Source organism: Mesorhizobium sp. M0808 (assembly GCF_040320025.1).
GTDB lineage: Bacteria > Pseudomonadota > Alphaproteobacteria > Rhizobiales > Rhizobiaceae > Mesorhizobium.
This window is the reverse complement of record NZ_JAMYOX010000021.1, coordinates 80,646-99,661: the sequence shown is the minus strand read 5'-3', so window position 1 is coordinate 99,661 and position 19,016 is coordinate 80,646. Positions and strand designations below refer to the sequence as shown.

Annotated in this window: 17 protein-coding genes and 1 pseudogene; 14 read left to right on the top strand and 4 right to left on the bottom strand. The window is 59.4% G+C overall.

Annotated elements, in window-relative coordinates; all coding sequences use genetic code 11:
* Positions 1-43 precede the first annotated feature (43 nt).
* From nifB to NKI25_RS22470, 8 genes are all read left to right on the top strand, one after another.
* Positions 44-1,522: a nitrogenase cofactor biosynthesis protein NifB gene (gene nifB, locus NKI25_RS22505; RefSeq protein ID WP_352999404.1), complete on the top strand. Its 1,479-nt coding sequence runs from the start codon at positions 44-46 to the stop codon at positions 1,520-1,522.
* A gap of 32 nt (positions 1,523-1,554) precedes the next feature.
* Positions 1,555-1,749 carry a 4Fe-4S dicluster domain-containing protein gene (locus tag NKI25_RS36490; protein ID WP_023678248.1) on the top strand — a complete coding sequence of 65 codons (195 nt, stop codon included), beginning with the start codon at positions 1,555-1,557 and terminating at the stop codon, positions 1,747-1,749.
* Positions 1,750-1,848: 99 nt separating this feature from the next.
* Positions 1,849-2,169, top strand: coding sequence for a nitrogen fixation protein NifZ (locus NKI25_RS22495; RefSeq protein ID WP_352639920.1), 321 nt, complete (start codon positions 1,849-1,851; stop codon positions 2,167-2,169).
* The gene (nifT, locus tag NKI25_RS22490) at positions 2,166-2,378 is read left to right on the top strand and encodes a putative nitrogen fixation protein NifT (protein ID WP_023678250.1); all 213 of its coding nucleotides are present in this window, start codon (positions 2,166-2,168) and stop codon (positions 2,376-2,378) included. Before NKI25_RS22495 ends, nifT begins: the two co-directional genes overlap by 4 nt.
* A 36-nt stretch (positions 2,379-2,414) precedes the next feature.
* Positions 2,415-3,320, top strand: a complete 906-nt coding sequence (locus NKI25_RS22485) for an SIR2 family NAD-dependent protein deacylase (RefSeq protein WP_352924232.1) — start codon at positions 2,415-2,417, stop codon at positions 3,318-3,320.
* A 73-nt stretch (positions 3,321-3,393) separates the two neighbouring features.
* Positions 3,394-5,262, top strand: coding sequence for an ABC transporter ATP-binding protein (locus NKI25_RS22480; protein ID WP_352827691.1), 1,869 nt, complete (start codon positions 3,394-3,396; stop codon positions 5,260-5,262).
* Positions 5,262-7,157, top strand: coding sequence for an ABC transporter ATP-binding protein (locus NKI25_RS22475; protein WP_352784640.1), 1,896 nt, complete (start codon positions 5,262-5,264; stop codon positions 7,155-7,157). Before NKI25_RS22480 ends, NKI25_RS22475 begins: the two co-directional genes overlap by 1 nt.
* A 159-nt stretch (positions 7,158-7,316) precedes the next feature.
* The gene (locus NKI25_RS22470; RefSeq protein WP_352999402.1) at positions 7,317-7,520 is read left to right on the top strand and encodes a hypothetical protein; all 204 of its coding nucleotides are present in this window, start codon (positions 7,317-7,319) and stop codon (positions 7,518-7,520) included.
* 252 nt (positions 7,521-7,772) lie between these two features.
* Here NKI25_RS22470 and NKI25_RS22465 read toward each other — a convergent pair whose 3' ends face one another.
* The 3 genes from NKI25_RS22465 to nifA all read right to left on the bottom strand — a co-directional run bounded on the left by NKI25_RS22465 (position 7,773) and on the right by nifA (position 12,051).
* The gene (locus tag NKI25_RS22465; RefSeq protein WP_352641286.1) at positions 7,773-8,813 is read right to left on the bottom strand and encodes an LLM class flavin-dependent oxidoreductase; all 1,041 of its coding nucleotides are present in this window, start codon (positions 8,811-8,813) and stop codon (positions 7,773-7,775) included.
* Positions 8,814-8,904: 91 nt separating this feature from the next.
* The gene (gene hisC / locus NKI25_RS22460) at positions 8,905-10,044 is read right to left on the bottom strand and encodes a histidinol-phosphate transaminase (protein ID WP_352542067.1); all 1,140 of its coding nucleotides are present in this window, start codon (positions 10,042-10,044) and stop codon (positions 8,905-8,907) included.
* Between the two features lie 234 nt (positions 10,045-10,278).
* Complete coding sequence (gene nifA, locus NKI25_RS22455; RefSeq protein ID WP_352692295.1) at positions 10,279-12,051, bottom strand: nif-specific transcriptional activator NifA; 1,773 nt, start codon at positions 12,049-12,051, stop codon at positions 10,279-10,281.
* A gap of 735 nt (positions 12,052-12,786) precedes the next feature.
* Here nifA and NKI25_RS22450 point away from each other — a divergent pair.
* From NKI25_RS22450 to NKI25_RS36485, 4 genes and pseudogenes are all read left to right on the top strand, one after another.
* Positions 12,787-12,996 (top strand): hypothetical protein, encoded by a 210-nt coding sequence (locus NKI25_RS22450; RefSeq protein WP_156937379.1) that lies wholly within the window; start codon positions 12,787-12,789, stop codon positions 12,994-12,996.
* A 54-nt stretch (positions 12,997-13,050) separates the two neighbouring features.
* Entirely contained in the window at positions 13,051-14,379 is a 1,329-nt protein-coding gene (locus NKI25_RS22445) for a dicarboxylate/amino acid:cation symporter (protein WP_352999400.1), read from the top strand.
* A gap of 302 nt (positions 14,380-14,681) precedes the next feature.
* Entirely contained in the window at positions 14,682-15,713 is a 1,032-nt protein-coding gene (locus NKI25_RS22440) for a LacI family DNA-binding transcriptional regulator (protein WP_023678260.1), read from the top strand.
* Positions 15,714-16,127: 414 nt separating this feature from the next.
* A pseudogene (locus NKI25_RS36485) lies at positions 16,128-16,372 on the top strand (IS1634 family transposase); the annotation flags it as partial.
* A gap of 93 nt (positions 16,373-16,465) precedes the next feature.
* Here NKI25_RS36485 and NKI25_RS22435 read toward each other — a convergent pair.
* Positions 16,466-17,488 (bottom strand): LysR family transcriptional regulator, encoded by a 1,023-nt coding sequence (locus tag NKI25_RS22435; RefSeq protein WP_023678261.1) that lies wholly within the window; start codon positions 17,486-17,488, stop codon positions 16,466-16,468.
* Positions 17,489-17,758: 270 nt separating this feature from the next.
* On the opposite strand from NKI25_RS22435, the gene NKI25_RS22430 reads away from it, so the two are divergent.
* Together NKI25_RS22430 and nodB are read left to right on the top strand one after the other, a co-directional pair.
* Entirely contained in the window at positions 17,759-18,352 is a 594-nt protein-coding gene (locus tag NKI25_RS22430; protein WP_023678262.1) for a NodA family N-acyltransferase, read from the top strand.
* The gene (gene nodB / locus NKI25_RS22425; protein WP_023678263.1) at positions 18,349-19,008 is read left to right on the top strand and encodes a chitooligosaccharide deacetylase NodB; all 660 of its coding nucleotides are present in this window, start codon (positions 18,349-18,351) and stop codon (positions 19,006-19,008) included. The genes NKI25_RS22430 and nodB overlap by 4 nt, the downstream gene beginning before the upstream one ends.
* Positions 19,009-19,016 lie beyond the last annotated feature (8 nt).

Sequence of the window (19,016 nt, the reverse complement as noted above, 5' to 3'; positions counted from 1 at the left end):
TGCGGCTTGAACTGCGACATTCACCCAGCAACGGAGCCGTTCGATGTCCGCACCGGCAATTTCGCTTGAGAGCCTCAGCACGACATTCGATGACCAGTTGCTTGCCACCGTGAAAGCCGGTGGCTGCGCGTCTTCGTCCTGCGGCTCGTCGATAAAGCCGGACGACACGGATCCGGCTGTCTGGGAGAAGATCAAGGATCACCCCTGCTTTTCAGAAGAGGCGCATCACTATTTCGCGCGCATGCACGTCGCGGTCGCGCCCGGCTGCAATATCCAGTGCAACTACTGCAATCGCAAATATAACTGCGCCAACGAAAGCCGGCCTGGGGTGGTCTCCGAAAAGCTGACGCCCGACCAGGCGCTACGCAAGGTGATCGCGGTCGCCAACGAGGTGCCGCAGCTTTCCGTGCTCGGCATCGCCGGACCTGGCGATGCCTGTTACGACTGGAAGAAGACGAAGGCAACGTTCGAACGAGTCGCCAGGGAAATCCCAGACATCAAGTTTTGCATCTCCACGAATGGGCTCGCGCTGCCGGACCATGTCGATGAGCTTGCCGACATGAATGTCGATCACGTGACGATCACCATCAACATGGTCGACCCTGAGATCGGTGCAAAGATCTATCCTTGGATCTTTTACGACCATCGCCGCTACGTCGGCATCGAAGCCGCCCGGATCCTGCACGAGCGGCAGATGTTGGGTCTGGAGATGCTGACTGCGCGCGGCATCCTCACCAAAATCAATTCGGTGATGATCCCCGGCGTGAACGATGAGCATCTGATCAAGGTGAATAGATGGGTCAAGGAGCGAGGCGCGTTCCTGCACAACCTCATGCCGCTGATTTCGGACCCGGCGCACGGCACGCACTACGGACTGAGCGGGCAACGCGGCCCAAACGCAATGGAGATGAAGGCTCTTCAGGATCGTGTCGAAGGCGGCGCCCAGTTGATGCGCCACTGCCGGCAGTGCCGGGCAGATGCCGTCGGCCTGCTCGGTGAGGATCGTGGCCAGGAATTCACACTCGACCGGGTTCCCGCCGAGGTCACCTACGATGCCGGCAATCGCAAGGCCTATCGGGAGCTGGTCGCGGAGGAGCGCCGTGATCACGTGGCGGCTAGGAGAGAAGCGATCGGATTGGTCAAGGCAGCGAGCCCCGGCAAGTCCCTTCTCTTCGCGGTGGCGACCAAGGGCGGCGGCCGCGTCAATGAACATTTCGGCCATGCGAAGGAATTCCAGGTTTACGAAGCCTCGCCGAGAGGGATCAGCTTTGTCGGGCATCGCAAGGTCGAGCAGTATTGTCTCGGCGGCTGGGGCGCAGAGGCCACCCTGGATGGCGTCATCGCTGCGCTTGAGGGCATAGATGTCGTGCTGTGCGCCAAGATCGGAAACTGCCCGCAGGATCAGCTCGCCGACGCTGGAATCCGAGCCACCGACGCATATGCCCACGACTATATCGAGACCGCAATCAGCGCGATTTACGCGGCCGCGTCTGGGACCCCCGCACTCGCGGCGACGGCCTGAGCGCGTCTCATCCATTCGGACCAGGAGTTAAAATGGCTTTCAAGATCATCGCATCCCAATGCACCCAATGCGGCGCCTGCGAATTCGAGTGTCCCTCCGGCGCGATCAAGTTCAAAGGCGAGAGCTATGTGATCGAGCCGCAAAAGTGCACCGAGTGCGAGGGGGTCTTCGATGCGCAGCAATGTGCCTCGGTATGCCCGGTGCCGAAGACCTGCGTTCCTGCGTGACGAACATTGGGCTGCCGACATGGTCGGGGATGCCTTCGCAGGACGCCTGGAACGCCTTTGTTCACAATCTGCAGCCTCAAGAGAAATCAGGGAACCGACATGTCGCTCGGACGCGAAGAGGAGGTCGAAATCCGCAGGCCTCCACGATTCATACCGGGAGAGCGGGTACGTGCCACTCGCCACATAAAAAATGACGGCACCTATCCTGGCAGGGAGATCGGCGAAAATCTCGTGCGGAAGGGCGACGAGGGATATGTGCGCGACATTGGCACCTTTCTCCAGCAGTTCTTCATCTATGCGGTCGAATGGATCGACCGTGGCACCGTCGTCGGCATGCGAGCGCGTGAACTGATGAGCCTCGACAAAGCCGAGGCGCCCTGCAGTGCTGAAAACAATACCAATGAAGGGACGGCCAGATGAAAGTCATGATCCGCAGGACCGATGCTGGCTTGTCGGCGTATGTCCCCAAAAAGGACCTCGAAGAGCCGATCATCAAGCTTGAGAAGGAAGAGTTGTGGGGCGGAACTGTGACGCTCAGGAACGGGTGGCGGCTCCTCCTACCCGATCTTCCACGGGATACGCGTCTGCCGATCACCGTCGAGGCAAGGAAGGTTTCCGAAGAGGACTGATGCTGCCCCTTGATAGGTGCGTCGCGAGGAACGAGCATGAACACGATCCTGACATCGGGCCACCTCGTCATCGTGCGGGACAGTTTTGCCGAAAAGCTGCTTGACCTGGCGAAGGAAGCGCTCGCCGCCGATCAGGTGATCCCCTATCTCGGTCCGGGTCTTCTTGGGTTCAACTGTGCGGAACCGCCTGTGCCGCATACGCCCGAGGTCGTTGCCGCGGCACTCAATGCACGGGCGCCAGCCCCTTCCAGGATCCGCACCAATATGTGGTCGGTTGCGCAGTTCATCGAACAGCGCCGGCATCGCCGGACGCTTCAAGCTTGGATGACCGACATATTCGCAGCGCCGGTGGCGCCGACCCTCCTCCACGCCTGGCTCGCAAGGCTGCCGCTCTCCCTCATCGTCGACAGCTGGTACGACGGCGCGATGCGCACGGCTCTCGTAGAGACCGGCCGAACGGACGTCGTTGAGATACAAGGCGTCACGCGGGCGAACGAAATCCGGGACATTTGGACGAAAACCTACGATCTGTCCGGGAGGGAACTCGACCCCCGATCGGGGGCAAAGACGGTTCTCTATACACCTCACGGGAGTATTAGGCCGGCGCAAAACTTTCTCGTCGCAGATTCCGACTATGTCGAAGTCCTGACCGAAATCGATATCCAGACACCGATCCCAGACGTGGTGAAGGAAGGGCGCATCACCCGTGGATTTTTCTTCGTTGGCTGCCGCTTCAACGATCAGATGCTGCGCACCTACGCCAGGCAGATCATGAAGCGCTCCCGAGGTCCACATTGCGCGGTAATGGACGCGGAAACGCTGACCAGAAACGAAGCGCGTTTCCTTGCGGCAAGCGGAATCACGGTGATCGACATGCCAGTAAGTGAAGCCGCGGCTCGGCTTATAGGAACGGGCACTGCTGCAGGTGGTGGACAGGATTAACAATGGCGGGCCCCTTTGATGATTGGTCCTTCGGCTTGCCTCGAAGGCGCAAAATGCAGTCGGGAATACACCCGTGAGCAGTGATGCTATCGGCAGCGCAACGAACGCTCTGAATTCGTTGACCCATGTGGAAGCGGCGCGCTGGGGCCGGGATTTGAGTACGCTGTTGCGCATCACGCGTATGAATTTGCGGCATCCCTGGCAGGTCGCCTTCGCTATGGGCTCGACGATCATGGCGGCAATCCTCCAGTTGCTCATTCCCCAGCTGCTCGGCCGGGCTGTCGACCAGACCCAGACAGCCATCGGGGGCGGTGTCGCGGGGACCGCGGCAGGACAAGCGCTCTGGATCCCGGCTCTCCTGCTGCTCGCCGTCAGCGCGCTACGCGGCCTTTTCACGATGGCGCAGAACTATTTTGCCGAAGCCGTCGGGCATCATGTCGCGTACGAACTGCGGCTCGCCTACTACGACAAGATCCAGCGTCTCAGCTTTTCCTTTCACGACCGGGTCCATTCAGGCGATCTGATCACCATCGGAATGCTCGATCTCCAAGGCGTGCGGATGTATTTTTCCACCGCGCTCGTTCGCGTGGTCCTGCTCACCATGCTGATCGGGATCGGCGCCTACATGATGATCTCGACCGATCCCATGCTCGGCCTGGTCGCGCTGAGCTTCGTGCCTTTTGTCGCCTGGCGCTCATCGGCCACACAGCTTAGGCTGCGCGCCACCTGGCTCGACCTGCATGAGCGGCTTTCGGTACTAAGCCGCGTGATGGAGGAAAATCTCGCAGGCATCCGCGTGGTCCGCGCTTTTGCGGCTCAAGCCTACGAGATGCTGAAGTTCGACGGCGCTTCCAAGAACGCGCTCGACCTCGCCCACGACCGCGTTGACATCTACGTGCCCAGCACGTCGGCGATGACCTTGTCCTTCTTTTTCGCAATGGGATTGGTGCTCTGGATCGGTGGCAGCAAGCTCGTCGCTGGCGAGATCAGCGTCGGAACGGTGGCGACCTTCCTGACCTTCATGACAATCCTGCAAATGCCAGTCCGCCAGATCGGCCTCATGGTCAATGCCTTTGCCCGCGCTTCTAGCTGCGGTTCGCGGCTTTTCGGTCTCCTCGACCAGGAGATCACAATCAGGGATGCTCTCGAGGCCAGACCGCTCGAGATAAGCGACGGCACTCTGCGCTTCCACAATGTCTCGTTTGCGTACCCCAGCGCCGAAAACCGCGCCATTTTGAAGAACCTCAGCTTTGAGGCCCGTAGAGGCGAGACGATCGCGATCGTCGGTCCGCCGGGTTCGGGCAAATCGACGATGGCTCATCTGGTCCCCCGCTTTTACGACGTGACCGGTGGCGCCATCACGCTGGACGGCCAGGACGTACGCAATGTCACCCTCGCGACGCTTCGCAAGGCGGTCGCCGTCGTACAGCAGGATGCATTCCTATTCACCACTACGATCGAGAACAACATCGCTTATGGCGATCCCTGGGCGAAGAGACAGCGAATCGAACGCGCTGGCGAATTCGCCCAGCTCCACAACTACATCCTCGGGCTCCCAGCAGGCTACGAGACGGTCGTGGGCGAACGCGGCGTCTCTCTCTCTGGCGGCCAGCGCCAGCGTCTCACGATTGCTCGCACCATGATGCTGCGCCCCTCCGTCGTCGTTTTCGACGACTCAACGGCCGCGATCGATGCCGGCACCGAGCAGCGCATCCGCGCGGCGATGCGGCGCTTCGCCAAGGATCGGGTGACGATCATCATCGCGCACCGGCTGAGTGCGCTTGTGCATGCCGATCAGATCCTTTTTGTCGATAACGGCGAAATCGTAGAACGCGGCACGCATCAAGAGCTTTTGGCGAAGCGGGGACGCTACAGGGCCCTTTACGATCTCCAGACGCGCCCGGGTGATGACAATATGACCCAGTATGGGGGCGCCCGCTGATGGCGCAGGGCCGCGCCGGCGAAGTCGAAGCCGAACGTGACGACGGCAGACGCCCTCCGCGCGCGGTTGTCGGCTCGCACCGCATCGAGGAGGAGATGTTCGGCCGGGCTTTCGACAAGAGCATCCTCCGGCGCATCTGGGCTTTCGTCCGTCCCTATCGGGCCAGGGTAGTCATCACGATTGCAGCAATGCTGATCTTTACCGGGACGCAGCTTCTCATCCCGTTGATCATCCGCTACGCGCTCGACCAGGGCATGAACCCGGCAAGGACCGATCGCTCAGCCCAGCTCGCGGCCGTCGGCGCGTTCGTTTTGGCGATTTTGGTCAATTTCGCTGCCGGCTACATGCAGGAAACCGTGGTTGGGAAAGTGGCCGAAACTGTCCTGTTCGACATCCGCCGCGCCATGTTTGGCCATCTGCAGAAGGTTTCGCTCTCCTTCATGGACAAGACCGAGGTCGGACGCCTCATGTCGCGCCTGCAAGGCGACGTCAACTCCATACAGGAATTCCTCGAAACCTCGGTATATTCCGTAGGCGATGTTGCGCTTCTCTTCGGCATCGTTTTCGTAATGCTGTGGCTCGACTTCCGCCTCGGCCTCCTGACGCTCTCGGTTCTGCCGGTCCTGGTGATCGTCCGCATTGTCTGGCTGCCGCGTGCCCGCGACGCCTTCATGGCCGCACACGAGACTAATTCCGTCGTCAACGGCGCGCTGGCCGAAGCCATTCACGGCGTGCGCACCGTCCAGTCAATGGACCGCCAGCAGGTGAATTTCATCCTTTTTGACGACAAGGCCCATGCCAACCTCAGGACCCACCTGATCGCTGCCAAATATGCACTGGTCATGGTGCCTATCGTCGATGGCCTCACCGGCCTCGCCATGGCCGCCGTTATTGTGGTCGGCGGCTCGATGGTCATGAATGGCCGCATAGATGTGGGCGTATTGGTTGCCTACCTATTTTACATCCAGCGCTTCTTTGACCCGATCCGCTCACTCACCCTGCAATATTCGGTCATGCAGCGCGCCATGGCCTCAGGCAAGCGCCTGACCGATGTGCTCGACGTCAAGATCGATGTTCAGGACAAACCCAATGCCGAGGTGCTTTCGCCCGAAATGGACGGCTCGGTCGAGTTCAGGGACGTCACCTTCGGCTACAATCCGAACCGTTCGGTGCTGAAAAATGTCTCCTTCCGGGTCAATCCCGGCGAGACGGTCGCACTGGTTGGGCCGAGCGGTTCTGGCAAATCGAGTGCGATGGCCCTGGTCCACCGCTTCTATGATGTTCAGCAGGGCCAAGTTCTGGTCGGCGGATATGATGTGCGCGATCTCACCCAGGAATCGCTCGGCCGCCAGGTCGCCATGGTGCTGCAGGAGCCATTCCTGTTCACCGGGACGGTCTTCGAGAACATTCGATACCACAAGACAGAGGCCACGCGAGACAAGGTGATGGAGGCGGCCAAGGCGGTCGGCGCCCACGACTTCATCATGAGCCTCGCCGATGGGTATGAGACCCAACTTGGCGAACGCGGCGACAACTTATCTCTCGGCCAGCGCCAGCTCATCAGTTTCGCTCGCGCCCTCGTCGCCGACGCCAAGATCCTCGTGCTCGACGAAGCTACCGCCAACATCGACAGCTACACGGAAATGCAGATTCAGAAGGCTCTGATAAAGCTGCTTGAAGGGCGCACTGGCCTCGTCATCGCCCACCGTCTTGCCACGATCCGGGGTGCCGACCGCATCATCGTGCTTCAGAATGGCCAAGTTATTGCGACTGGCAACCACGATCAGCTAATAGCCATGGGGGGTCTGTATTCCAAACTCTACAATCTCAACTACGCCTCCTTTGACGATATTCCAGAACACGATACGACCGTACAAGCCGGCTCCCAGACCTGACGTCTTGGCGGCCTTGTGGTACTGACATTGACTTCGGGCGTGCCGGCGGACACTCAGGCCGCCGCAGACGAGGAAGCAGGCAGCATTCATGCAAAGCACTCGCGCGGATCGTGAAGACCGGCTGCGAACGATTTCCTCCAGCGTCGTTATCCGACCGCGGTGCACGCCGCGACATCGGGCGAACTCGCTCCAGGTGGTGTCGTTCGGCGTAGCAAAGCCGCTCGCGAGCGCGCCCTCAACAGCGCCGTAGCGAGTGACGGCTTTGCTACCGCCGAGCCGCTGATGAAGCTGGATGCGGGAGCCGCCACCGGCGCCGCCCCGGGCGAGAAGAACCTCTGCGGCGGGCTATGTGCCAACGACTAGCGCGAGCGCGACGAGCAGACGCGTGCCGGCATCGTGTCGCGCTCGGCCATCATCTCCTTAGGATCGTGCAGGTTCACACGATGGCCCAGACGCCAGCCAACGCACAAACCTGGTAATCTGTGCCGCCGGCTCGTCGTCAGTTTGGCCTCCCTCCCGATTGCCCGTCCCAACCACGTGCACGCTCGAACACGTGGATGTGAGGGAGCGCTGTTACAACGATTTAACCTTCAGATCAGACCGCGAATTTCATGGTCAGACAAATCGAGCCATGATTTCGGATTGAATGGTCGTCGCGGTGTACAGGGAAGCATCTAGCGGCAGATTTCCAAATGCCAGTTGACAAAGCAGGTAGTTAGCACCTGCCTCTTCCAACTGACTGAGCAGAGCTTCTCGCACAGACGCTGCTGATCCTACCACGCACAATTCACTCTCGACTGCCGCATCGAAGGTCAGCGGCAGGTTGGGTGGAGTGGGGATAGCGTTAAGCTCGTAAAGGAATTGGAAGCTCTTGAGCCATCGTTCGTAAGCAGGTGCCGCGAGCGAATAGGCATGTGTGTCACAACGCCCAACCACGACCATGCGGAGCAATCCAATAAATGGCGCTCGATCGCCCGCGCCAGTGTTGTCCTCTTGATAGGCGCGGAACGCATCAGTAGTTTTGCGAACAGAAGAGGAAGGTCCTACACACGCGATATTTGCTCCATTCGCAGCGGCCCAGGCTGCGGACTCGGGTCGATTGGCGGCGACCCATGTCGGCGGATGTGGACGCTGATGAGGTCTTAGCGTCAAAGGAACGTCATTGAGCTCAAAATGGCGGCCTTGATAGCACAGCGTGCCAACCTTCATGGCATTAACAAGTATTTCAACAAGAATTTCGCTGGCTTCCGCATAGCGGCCCGGCACCGCGTCCGCACCAATCCCGAAGTAACCCAATTCGATCGGGAGAGCACCGCGCCCTATGCCCAGTTCGAGCCTGCCACCGCTCAACTGGTCCAGCATACAGATCTCTTCGAACGCACGCAGCGGATGATAAAGCGCAAGCAGCATCACCAAGGGTCCGAGACGCAGGCGCCGGGTGCGCTGGGCGACGCTCGATAAGAACAGATTCGGCGATGGACCTCTCCCATGGGGGGTACAGTGGTGCTCTGCGAGATGATAGGCATAGAACCCTAGCTGATCGCACGCCTCTGCTAATATCAGGCGATCTTCGTACTGCCGGGCGATATCGAGGCCGTCCTCGTCCAGATGATCGAAGATGCCGAAGGCTAGGTTTGAAGGAAAGACGTTTGTCACTCGATATTGTCCCCGATTTTAAAGAAAAATGTTGTCATGCTTGGGTGACCAAGCAAGTCTAAAGATAGCAATGTGTGATATCGGATTAGCGTCAGCGTACCGAACGAGCAGAGCCTGACGCTCCCCTGCCCGTGGTGCTTGGTATGTTTAAGCTTCCAACTATATCGCGAGCGGCAGCAAGAAATGCATCCAATTGCTCTTTTGTGCCGATGCTGACGCGGATGCAATGTTCCAAACCATTGTCCGGAAAGTAGGCAACGAGTATCTTTTGCCTTTCCAAGGCTGCTTGCCACCATGAGCCGTCCTGTCCCGCTGGCACACGGGCTAGCAAGAAATTTGCGTGGGAGGGCGTTACGGAAAATCCAAGTTGCGACAGTGCGGCTGTCACTCGCTGTCGTTCATGTCTGATGTGCTTGTGGTTCTCTGCGTAGGCGCCGCGATGCGCAAGCACGCTGATACCAACCGCATGCCCGATCACGTTCATGTTGAAGACGTTCTGGATGTTGCGCAGCCTGCCAATAATCTCAGGGTGACCGAAACCGAAACCGACGCGAATGCCGGCGGCGGCATAGCTCTTCGAAAATGTTCTCAAGATCAGAAGGTTCGAATAACGGTTGATGAGGCGCAGCCCGTGATCGGGTGCAAAGTCGACGTAGGCCTCATCAAGGACGACCAGGCGATCCGATTGTGCCACGAGGCGTTCGATATTGCTTATCGAGAGGAATGTTCCGGTCGGATTGTTTGGATTGGCCACCAGAATGAACTTGGCGTCTTTTGCCGGACCGGAAAGCAATTGCTCCATTGGCAGCGAATGAGTTTGACATCCGATCTCGAGAAACTCAGCACCATGCAACATGGCAAGTTTGCGGTTGAACGAAAACCCTGGCGATATCATCGCCACCTTGTCGCCAGGGGCGAGGAAAGCTCTGTAGATGAGTCCGAGCAGTTCAGACGACCCGTTGCCTGCGATGACCTGATCCGTGGATACGCCATAGGTATTGGACGCTGCTTCCCTCAAGCTGATGTTATCGTCGTCAGGATACAGATACTGGCGATTGAGGGCCGCCACTGCACTTTGCATTATGATTGGCGGCAACGGAAACGGGTTCTCATTCGTATTCAGCTTGACAAAACTTCTGTCCGGCGCTGGTCCGTTGGACGGCAGAGCATCTAACTGTCGCGTCCCTTGCGGAAGAGACGAAAGCACAGCTTGCAGTTTTGCATCGGACATATTTTATCTCCGTTTCAGTCGCACAGGGCATCCGTATGAGCTCGCAACGAGAGCAACATGGCGGACGGATTGACGATGGCAGCGTCGCCTTTCACAAGATGGTCGCAACGCCGGCTGCCACGGGAATTCGGCCAGGCTGTCCTCGGTCGGATCGACTTGACGCGGACGCGGATCTGCATCCCTGCGCGGGCCAAGCCGCTAAGCGGTCTCAGCTAATCCGCCTGAGTCATGCTTTCACAGACGCTTGACCTCGATGCCGTATTTCCTCAGCACGTAGCCAATCTGGCGCGGGGTCAGTCCAAGCAGGCGCGCCGCCTTTGCCTGTACCCAGCCACATCTTTCCATGGCAGCAATGACGCGCTCGGCGTCGGTGGTCCTCGCGCCCAATGAGTGCGTTGCTCCGGCAGGCGGGACTGTGGTGGCGGCCGAACGAGCGGCCGCATCCGGCGGCGTGGCCGGATTCACTGCCTCTGGCAGGATTGGCGCTGGTTGCAGCGCGGCCTTGCCCGATCTGCTCTTCCGCAGCGCCTCGGCAAAGCATTGGTCGTGGGAGCACGCAAAGTCGTTTCTCCCGATTGATAGTCCCTCCGCCAGGATCGCTGTCCGGTGCACGCAATTTTCAAGCTCGCGAATGTTGCCGGGAAATTCACATTTCATCAGTACTTCAATCGCACGCGGATCGAAGGTCAGGGTACGGCCGTTCTCATCGTTGAAATTCTTGAGAAACTCAGCTGCGAGGAGCGGAATATCGCTGCGCCTTTGGCGTAGCGCCGGCACCAGCAAGGGAACCACGTTGATGCGATAATATAGGTCGGCGCGGAACTCATTCCTTGCAACCGCCTCTTCAAGGTTCCTGTTCGTGGCGGCAATCACGCGAACGTCGACCTTGATGGTCTGGTTGCTGCCGACGCGCTCAAACTCCTGCTCCTGCAGCACGCGCAGAAGCTTTGCCTGGAAGGAGGCCGAGATCTCGCCGATCTCATCCAGAAACAACGTCCCCTTGTCGGCGAGCTCAAAGCGACCCTTGCGGGAATTGAACGCACTTGTGAAGGCACCCTTCTCATGACCGAACAGTTCGGATTCCAGGACTGTCTCTGGCAGCGCTGCACAATTGAGTTTGATGAAGGGCCGCTTGGCGCGCGGCGACAACTCGTGAATTGCCTTGGCGACCAGCTCCTTCCCGGTACCGGATTCGCCTCGCAACAGAACCGTGGTCTTTGCCTTAGCTACCACTGCGATCTTCTCGAGCAGCGCGCTTAGCGCCGGACTATCGCCAATCATCCCCTTGACGTGAACCTTCTTGCGCTGCGGTGCAGGGTGCTTGACATCAGAGAATTGCGTTTGCAGCCGATCTTCCACCTCTGTCGGTCGTTCGCGGTCGCCCGCGGAGAAGCGGTGCAACTTGACTGTCTGTCCCACCATGTTGGCGATCATGGTGAGCAGCCGGACATCATAATCGAGCCGATACGTTGACCTGCTGTCCAAGGCGCGGTCGATAGTCAGCGTGCCTACGGCGTTCCCATCAACACGAATGGGAACGCCGATGAACGACACGGGGTCGGAGGCCCCAAGCACCTCTATGTCAGCGGCAGTGAAGGCCGAATGCACCGCTATGTTCTCGGCGACGAGCGGCGTGTCCGTCGTCACAATCCGATCGATTGCCTCGCGCGGCAGACGCATCCGGGAGCGCTCATCGCTGTTCTCGTCGCAGCCGGTGACTACGGTGATGTCCAGTATGCCCTCAGCGTCGAAGAGAGCGATGATGCCGTGCCGCATCTGCACAAACGAGGGCAGGAGATCGACGACCTTGGCCAACGTGACTTCGAGCCGGGCGGGGTCGGTGAGTACTTTCGATATTTCGAAGATGCCGGTAAGCGCGCGCTCGTGCGATGGCACAAAAGGGACCGCGGTGTTCGTCTCGGACTTTGGGTAAGCCCTTTTCGCATCCGGAAGCGAAATGCGGCACTCGCTGGCATTTTGTTCTGATTTGGGAATGTTGTGGTGCATGTGATCCTCGATCTCGCGCCATGAAATGCATGCCGGCGGCATGTGCGCCCGCGACGTCGCGGGCAAGCGCGAAAATGCTCTGACGTGAACTCGTGCCACCGCCGTGTGGTCGAGTACAAAGCGGGTCGACCCCTGACGCATCGCTTGGCTCTCCCTCCACGAAGCTTGGCCACGTTCTCGGCTTGCACGGGGGCAACCACACGTTGATTTTCAAAAGACTGGAGCGAGGCGGGATAGTCAATCGAGCTTTCTTTCATTCGTGAAAGGAAACCTCGCGGCCTATGATAGAATTCATCAGTTCTAATTTTTGTCGGCGATGTTGAACGACAGAAATACGGCGCCGGCGATGCGGTGCCCGAGCGGCTGACCGCGCCGAGTTGCCGGGCCGTGCCAGTCACCAGCGCCTGCGAACCAGGGGCGGGAGCGATAATCACTGCCGACGACACTGGTCGGTCGCGGCAACCGCCATTTCCTCGATATTGATGACGCAGATAAGGCGGCGGCGTCGCGTGTGAAGGCGCGAAGGTGGCGGTCGAGCGCGGCTTTCTCGGCGGTGCTTGGAACTTCTGAACCGCATCGTCGCGGTCAGCACCAGCGGCGTCAATCCCTACGTCTCGACGTCGCTTTCAAGCTGTCGCTGCAGCGGGAGCGCGGCAAAGAACACGGCAATTCTGCGCCCTGGTGCCAGCGATGCGGCCCTTCCCAAAGTCGGCAAACCGAGGAGCCCGCCACGATGTGCAGCAAAACCGCAAGCCAGAGAGATCGACCGGCAATCTGCCGGAGAACATCAAGCGCGTGCTGGACGGCGGCCTTGTCATTCCCGTCTTGTGCCACCGCATTCATCCCATCATTGGCGAGCCCAACGTCAGTTCAGGTCATGCGGATCCATTTGGCATGGGTATTGCGGCGGCGTTGGTGCAGCGTTCGACCGGAGCGCCGCGATAGGGAGAAGCCCGGGAGAAGTCACGCCACCTCGATCCGGTCAGGGAGAGAGAAACAGTGTCATCTGCACAAGTCCGCGGCGCGAGTCCCGCGCCCCGCAAACCCTTCTATGCCAAGCTTTACGCGCAGGTGCTTGCCGCCATCGCCCTCGGCGTCGCAATTGGCTATTTCTATCCAGGGACCGGCGAGAGCCTGAAGCCGCTGGGCGATGCCTTCATCAAGCTGGTCAAGATGATCATCGCGCCTGTCATCTTCCTGACAATTGCGACCGGCATTGCCGGCATGAACGATCTTCACAAGGTCGGCCGGGTCGCCGGCAAGGCAATGGTCTATTTCCTCACCTTCTCGACGCTGGCGCTGATCGTCGGCCTCATCGTCGCCAATGTCGTCCAGCCTGGCGCCGGCCTCAACATCGATCCGGCCTCGCTCGATGTCCAGGCCGTGAATACCTATGCCGCAAAGGCCCACGAGCAGTCGGTCACCGGCTTCCTGATGAACATCATCCCGCCAACGATTGTCGGTGCCTTCGCGGAAGGCGACATCCTGCAGGTGCTGTTCTTCTCGGTTCTGTTCGGCATGGCGCTCGCGATGGCCGGAGAGACGGGCAAGCCTGTCGTTTCCTTCCTTCAGGCGCTCATCGCGCCTGTCTTCAAGCTCGTCGGCATTCTGATGAAAGCCGCGCCGATCGGCGCTTTCGGCGCAATGGCCTTCACCATCGGTAGATATGGCATCGGTTCGGTCGTCAACCTCGCGATGCTGGTCGCGACGTTTTATTTCACCGCCTTCCTCTTCGTGTTCGGGGTTCTCGGCGCGGTCTGCCGCTACAACGGCTTTTCGATCTGTTCTCTTATTCGCTACATCAAGGAAGAGCTGCTGCTTGTCCTCGCAACGTCCTCCTCGGAGGCCGCGCTCCCCTCGCTCATGCAGAAGATGGAGAAGGCGGGCGCCAGGCGTTCGGTTGTGGGTCTCGTCATCCCGGCCGGATATTCGTTCAATCTGGACGGCACGAATATCTACATGACCCTGGCGGCCCTCTTCATCGCGCAGGCGACGAACACGGATCTGTCAATCGGCGATCAGGTGCTGCTGCTGCTCGTTGCGATGCTTTCCTCCAAGGGCGCTGCAGGTGTGACAGGTGCGGGCTTCATCACCCTGGCTGCTACGCTCGCCGTAGTTCCGAGTGTTCCCGTTGCTGGGATGGCACTGATACTCGGCATCGACCGCTTCATGTCCGAATGCCGGGCGCTGACGAATTGCGTCGGCAACGCAGTGGCATCCCTCGTCGTTGCCCGCTGGGAAGGAGAATTGGACCGAGCGCAGATGAAAGCCGCCTTCTGCGGTCATCAGCTTGCCGAGGCATCAAACCGGCTATCCTCCGCCGAGTAAGGTCGACGCACCGCGACCGGTTTCGCCAAGCTGGTCACATGACCTGAACGATCGACTCGCAGGCTCTAAACGGCGCCTCACGGACCATGTATCAGAAGCGCAATATGTGTGAGTGCAAATCATCGCCGCCCTAAGCGAATGAACCTTCCGTTATACCCGGCCGGTCTACATCTGGAGTAGTCCAATACGCTGTCGATCATTCAGTATGCGGGCGTCTCCACTTTGCCCACCCGAAACCATTGTCGAATCGCGCTAGGTGACAGAGAGCCAGCCTGCGTCAAAAACCAATCAGAATAGGATCCATGACCAAGCGCCCCACAATTGCCGATCTCGCCCGCGAAGCCCGAGTCAGCGTAGCAACGGTCGATCGGGTTCTGAACGCCCGCCATCCGGTGCGCGAGGAGACCGCGCGGCGGGTCCACGACGCCGCCCACGCGATCGGCTATCATGCTGCCGGGCTCATCAAGCAGCGCTTGCGGCGAGACCTACCGTGCTACCGTCTGGGCTTCATCTTGAGAAAACCGGCCCAGCATTTCTACCAAGACTTTGCGCGCGAGGTCGAAGCGTCGGTCAATTTGGCCCAGTCCTTCCACGGCATTCCGCTCATCCAATTCGCCCCGTCACACATGCCGAGCGACCTAATCGCACCGCTCAAGGATTTGGGCGCACGCTGCCATGCGATCGCGATGGTGGCACCGGACCACCCGAAAATTACAGCAGCGGTTGAGGACCTCAAGGCCAAAGGCATTCCGGTTTTCTCGCTGCTTTCCGACTTCGCCGCCGGCGTGCGACAGGGCTATATCGGCCTCAACAACCGCAAGGTGGGGCGCACGGCCGCTTGGATGGTGTCCAAGGTCGCAAAACGGCCCGGCAAGGTGGCGGTGTTTGTCGGCAGCCATCGTTTCCAGGGGCACGAGCTCCGTGACGTCGGCTTTCGCTCCTATTGCCGTGAGAACGCGCCGACGTTCGAGGTGCTCGATCCGCTTGTGAACCTGGAGAAACGGCAGGTCACCTACGAGGCAACGCTTGATCTCATGCAGCGGGAACCCGAGCTCGTCGGCTTCTATGTCGCCGGCGGCGGCATGGAGGGCGCCATCTCCGCGGTCCGGGAAGAGGGTAAAAGTCGCGATCTCGTCGCGATCGTGAATGAAATCACGCCGGAATCTCGGGCGGCACTCGCAGATAACATCATCACGATGGCGGTCGCCACGCCAATGCGCCGGCTTTCCCAGGAGCTGATAACGCTGATGACGCGGGCTATCGAGACCGGCACTGCTGAAACACCAGGACAGACATTTCTGCCGTTCGACATCCATCTGCCGGAAAATATATGAAGCTGATGGATTCTATCGTAAGCGGGGAGTTTCCTTTCATAAATGAGAGAAAGTTGATTGATGATCCGATCCACGCGGGGTAGCCGCACCCCACAGGCCTCAGCCGCGGCCCAGGATGAAAGCGCCGATTGAGTGAACGGATCGGCCGCGCGTTCAGGCGGAAGCGCGAGGTAAATTCCCTGCATCCGCAGCGTCGACCTCGACCGGCTTCATTGCCAACATCTCGACGTTGTCGGTGCAGGGCGGTGTCGTCAAGGATGCCTCACGCCAGTAGCCGAGCGAGGCCGGCACAGTCCATTGGGATCGACCTCGTCGACCGCCATCTCCTCGCCTGGCCGCGCGTGAAAAGCCGCGGCAAGGCCGGCAAAGTTGGCATTTGAGTGGGGCTAAACATCTTCTGGGACTTCGCACGCGAAATCGGAGGCGGCAGTCAACTCAGCACCAACCGGGCATGTGTTCTGCTCGTTCCTGGCCCTCGTACTCAGCAAGGAACTGCGCCGCTCTGCCCCGAATGGCAACCGCTCCTCCGCGACCGCCTCCAGGAGCCACCATCGAAAAGGATGGTCGCGTCGTCACCACCACGTCACGGCAAAAGTGGGCAACGTCTTGAAGGCAGCTGGCATCGCTCTGCGACACAGCTCGACAAACAACTCGCCTGAGATCACCCCCAAAAAGGTAGTGGTAACACGCGCCGGCGCGCGCCTAACATGCTGATTAATGACATTATTCTTACAGCCGGTGTTTAAGTGGGGCTAAATCTCTTCTGGGACTTCGCACGCGAAATCGGAGGCGGCATTCAATTCGGTACCAACAACGGCAAGGTCGGATCCGGCGTGCCCGAGACGCTCAATAGTTTCAAGCAAAGGCGCCAGGCGAGATGCCTCCTGCAACATCATTTCCCGCATCCACAGGCTTGCCGGATCAGTATTGTGAAGCGCAGGCCATTGGACGGCCTCCGTGAATGCGGGATGAGGAAGTGGCGGCGGAAGTCCGACAATCCGCAGGGGTGTTGTTTTTGCGAAATGCTGCGCCAGCCGTAAGGGCATGGTCCCGATGCGGTTGGTGCCTGATACAACGGGCGGGATCATGCTAAAGCCCTGTACGACGACCTCGATACGTCTCTCGAAACCGTGCTCGAGCAAATACCATTCCTCCATGGTGGGCTGCCGGGTGTGCCTGAATCTGAGCACAACATGCCCCATGGACAAGTATCGCTCGAATGTAAGTGGCTCTGACAGCTGCTTGTTCGTGCCGCAGCCTACGCATACGAGCATATCTTCGAACAGGGCTGCGCGAGGATGTTTCGACATGAACACTTCCGGCATAATCAGAAAATGAACGTCGCCGCGCCGGAGAAGCTCCTCGGGGTCGTCGGAAATAGGCAGACATTCGAAGCGGACGGCGGGAGCTTCCCGCGCAGCACGCTCTACGATCTTCTTAAAAAATACGAGCGTGAGGTAATCGGAAAGCATGATTCGGAAGAGACGATCCGATTGGGCTGGGTTAAAGGCGTCCCAGGAAATAATCGATAGCTGGATGTGCAGCAATGCGTCCCGGACTGCTGGGGCGAGCCCCTCCGCGCGCGGTGTCAAAATGAGCTCGCGGCCGTTCATCGCAAATAGCTCATCGCTGAAATAGGCGCGTAACCGAGCGACGGCGGCGCTCATGGCCGGCTGGCTCAGGTTAATACTCCGGGCCGCCGCGGTGACTTTACGTTCCCTGATCAGAGCGTCCAGCACAACGAGGAGATTTAGATCCAGCCCCTTAAAACGCATGTCCTGATCTATCCAGCGTGTGGATGGGTATCATCTAAACAATCAATTTTACGAATTTACGAACCATGCATTAGAGGAACGTAAATGACCGACGTCAAGCTCAAATCGACGGCGCCGCAACACGGGCGGGAACATCGAGAGAGCTCATTTGCGAGCCCGACCGGCTGGCTCACCTTCGCTAACGACAACGGTTGAGTGCAGTCAAACAACGCCGCCGCTTTGGCCGGGTAATGCGGCCCGCAAGAAACCAATAAGAAAGAGAGATCCTGAATGCGCTCGCAGGTGCAGTGGAAGTTGTGCTGGGAAAATGAGTTGCAGCTCTCCGACCATGTCGAGCTCGCCAAGTTCTTTCGAAATACCTATGGGCCGACTGGGGCGTGCAACGCAGAACCGTTCGAAGGTAGTCGAAGCTGGGCCGGAGCCAGGCCTGAACTCCGCGTAATCGCCTATGATTCGAGCGGTGTAGCGGCCCATATGGGCATACTGCGCCGTTTCGTCAAGGTTGACGCGGTCGATCTATTGGTGGCTGAGCTGGGCCTGTACGGGGTACGTCCGGATCTTGAGGGCCTCGGAATCGCCCATTCAATCCATGTCATGCTTCCAACACTGCAGGAGCTTGGCGTTCCATTCGCTTTCGGAACCGTCCGGGACGCGCTGCGGAATCATGTTGAGAGGTTCGGGCGGCGATACAGCCCTTTGGCTGTTTTGTCGGGAATTCGCGTGCGCTCCACCCGACCAGAGGCGCGCCTTGACCTGCCGCCCACACGCATCGATGACGCACTCGTCATTGTTCTGCCAGTTGGACGACCGATCAGCGAATGGCCCACCGGCGCGATGATCGATCGGAACGGACCAGAGCTATGAGCCGTCCCGATTGCTTATACGAAGTGCGCCGTGAGTGCTCTGACGGCACCGGCCGTCGCAGCGTTTATCTGACGTTCGACGACGGTCCCAATCCACTTTTCACACCGGAGATTCTGGATGTGTTGGCAGAGCAGCGGGTGCCGGCGACTTTCTTCGTCATCGGCGCCTACGCCTTAGAGCACCCGGATCTAATCCAACGAATGTTTGCAGAAGGGCACGAGCTAGGCAACCACACGATGACTCATCCGGATCCGTACAAATGCGGCTTCGGCGAAGTGCAACGTGAGATCTTTGAAGCGAACGGCGCCATCATGAGGGCGTGCCCTCAGGCCTCGGTGCGCTATATTCGCGCGCCCTACGGCGCCTGGAGCGAAGAAGTCTTCACAGCGTCACAGATCGCCGGGCTGACGGCCCTCCATTGGTCCGTCGACCCTCGAGATTGGTCTCGCCCTGGGGTCGACGCGATTATCGATACCGTGCTCGCCTCTGTCCGGCCGGGCGCAATCGTACTCTTGCACGACGGATGCCCTCCCGGCGAGTTGAGCCAGGGCGCTCACGCCGGTCTGCGCGACCAGACGGTCACGGCGCTGTCCCGTCTGATTCCAGCACTTCATGAGCGCGGATTTGTAATCCGCTCACTTCCTCAACATCACTGAACAAACGA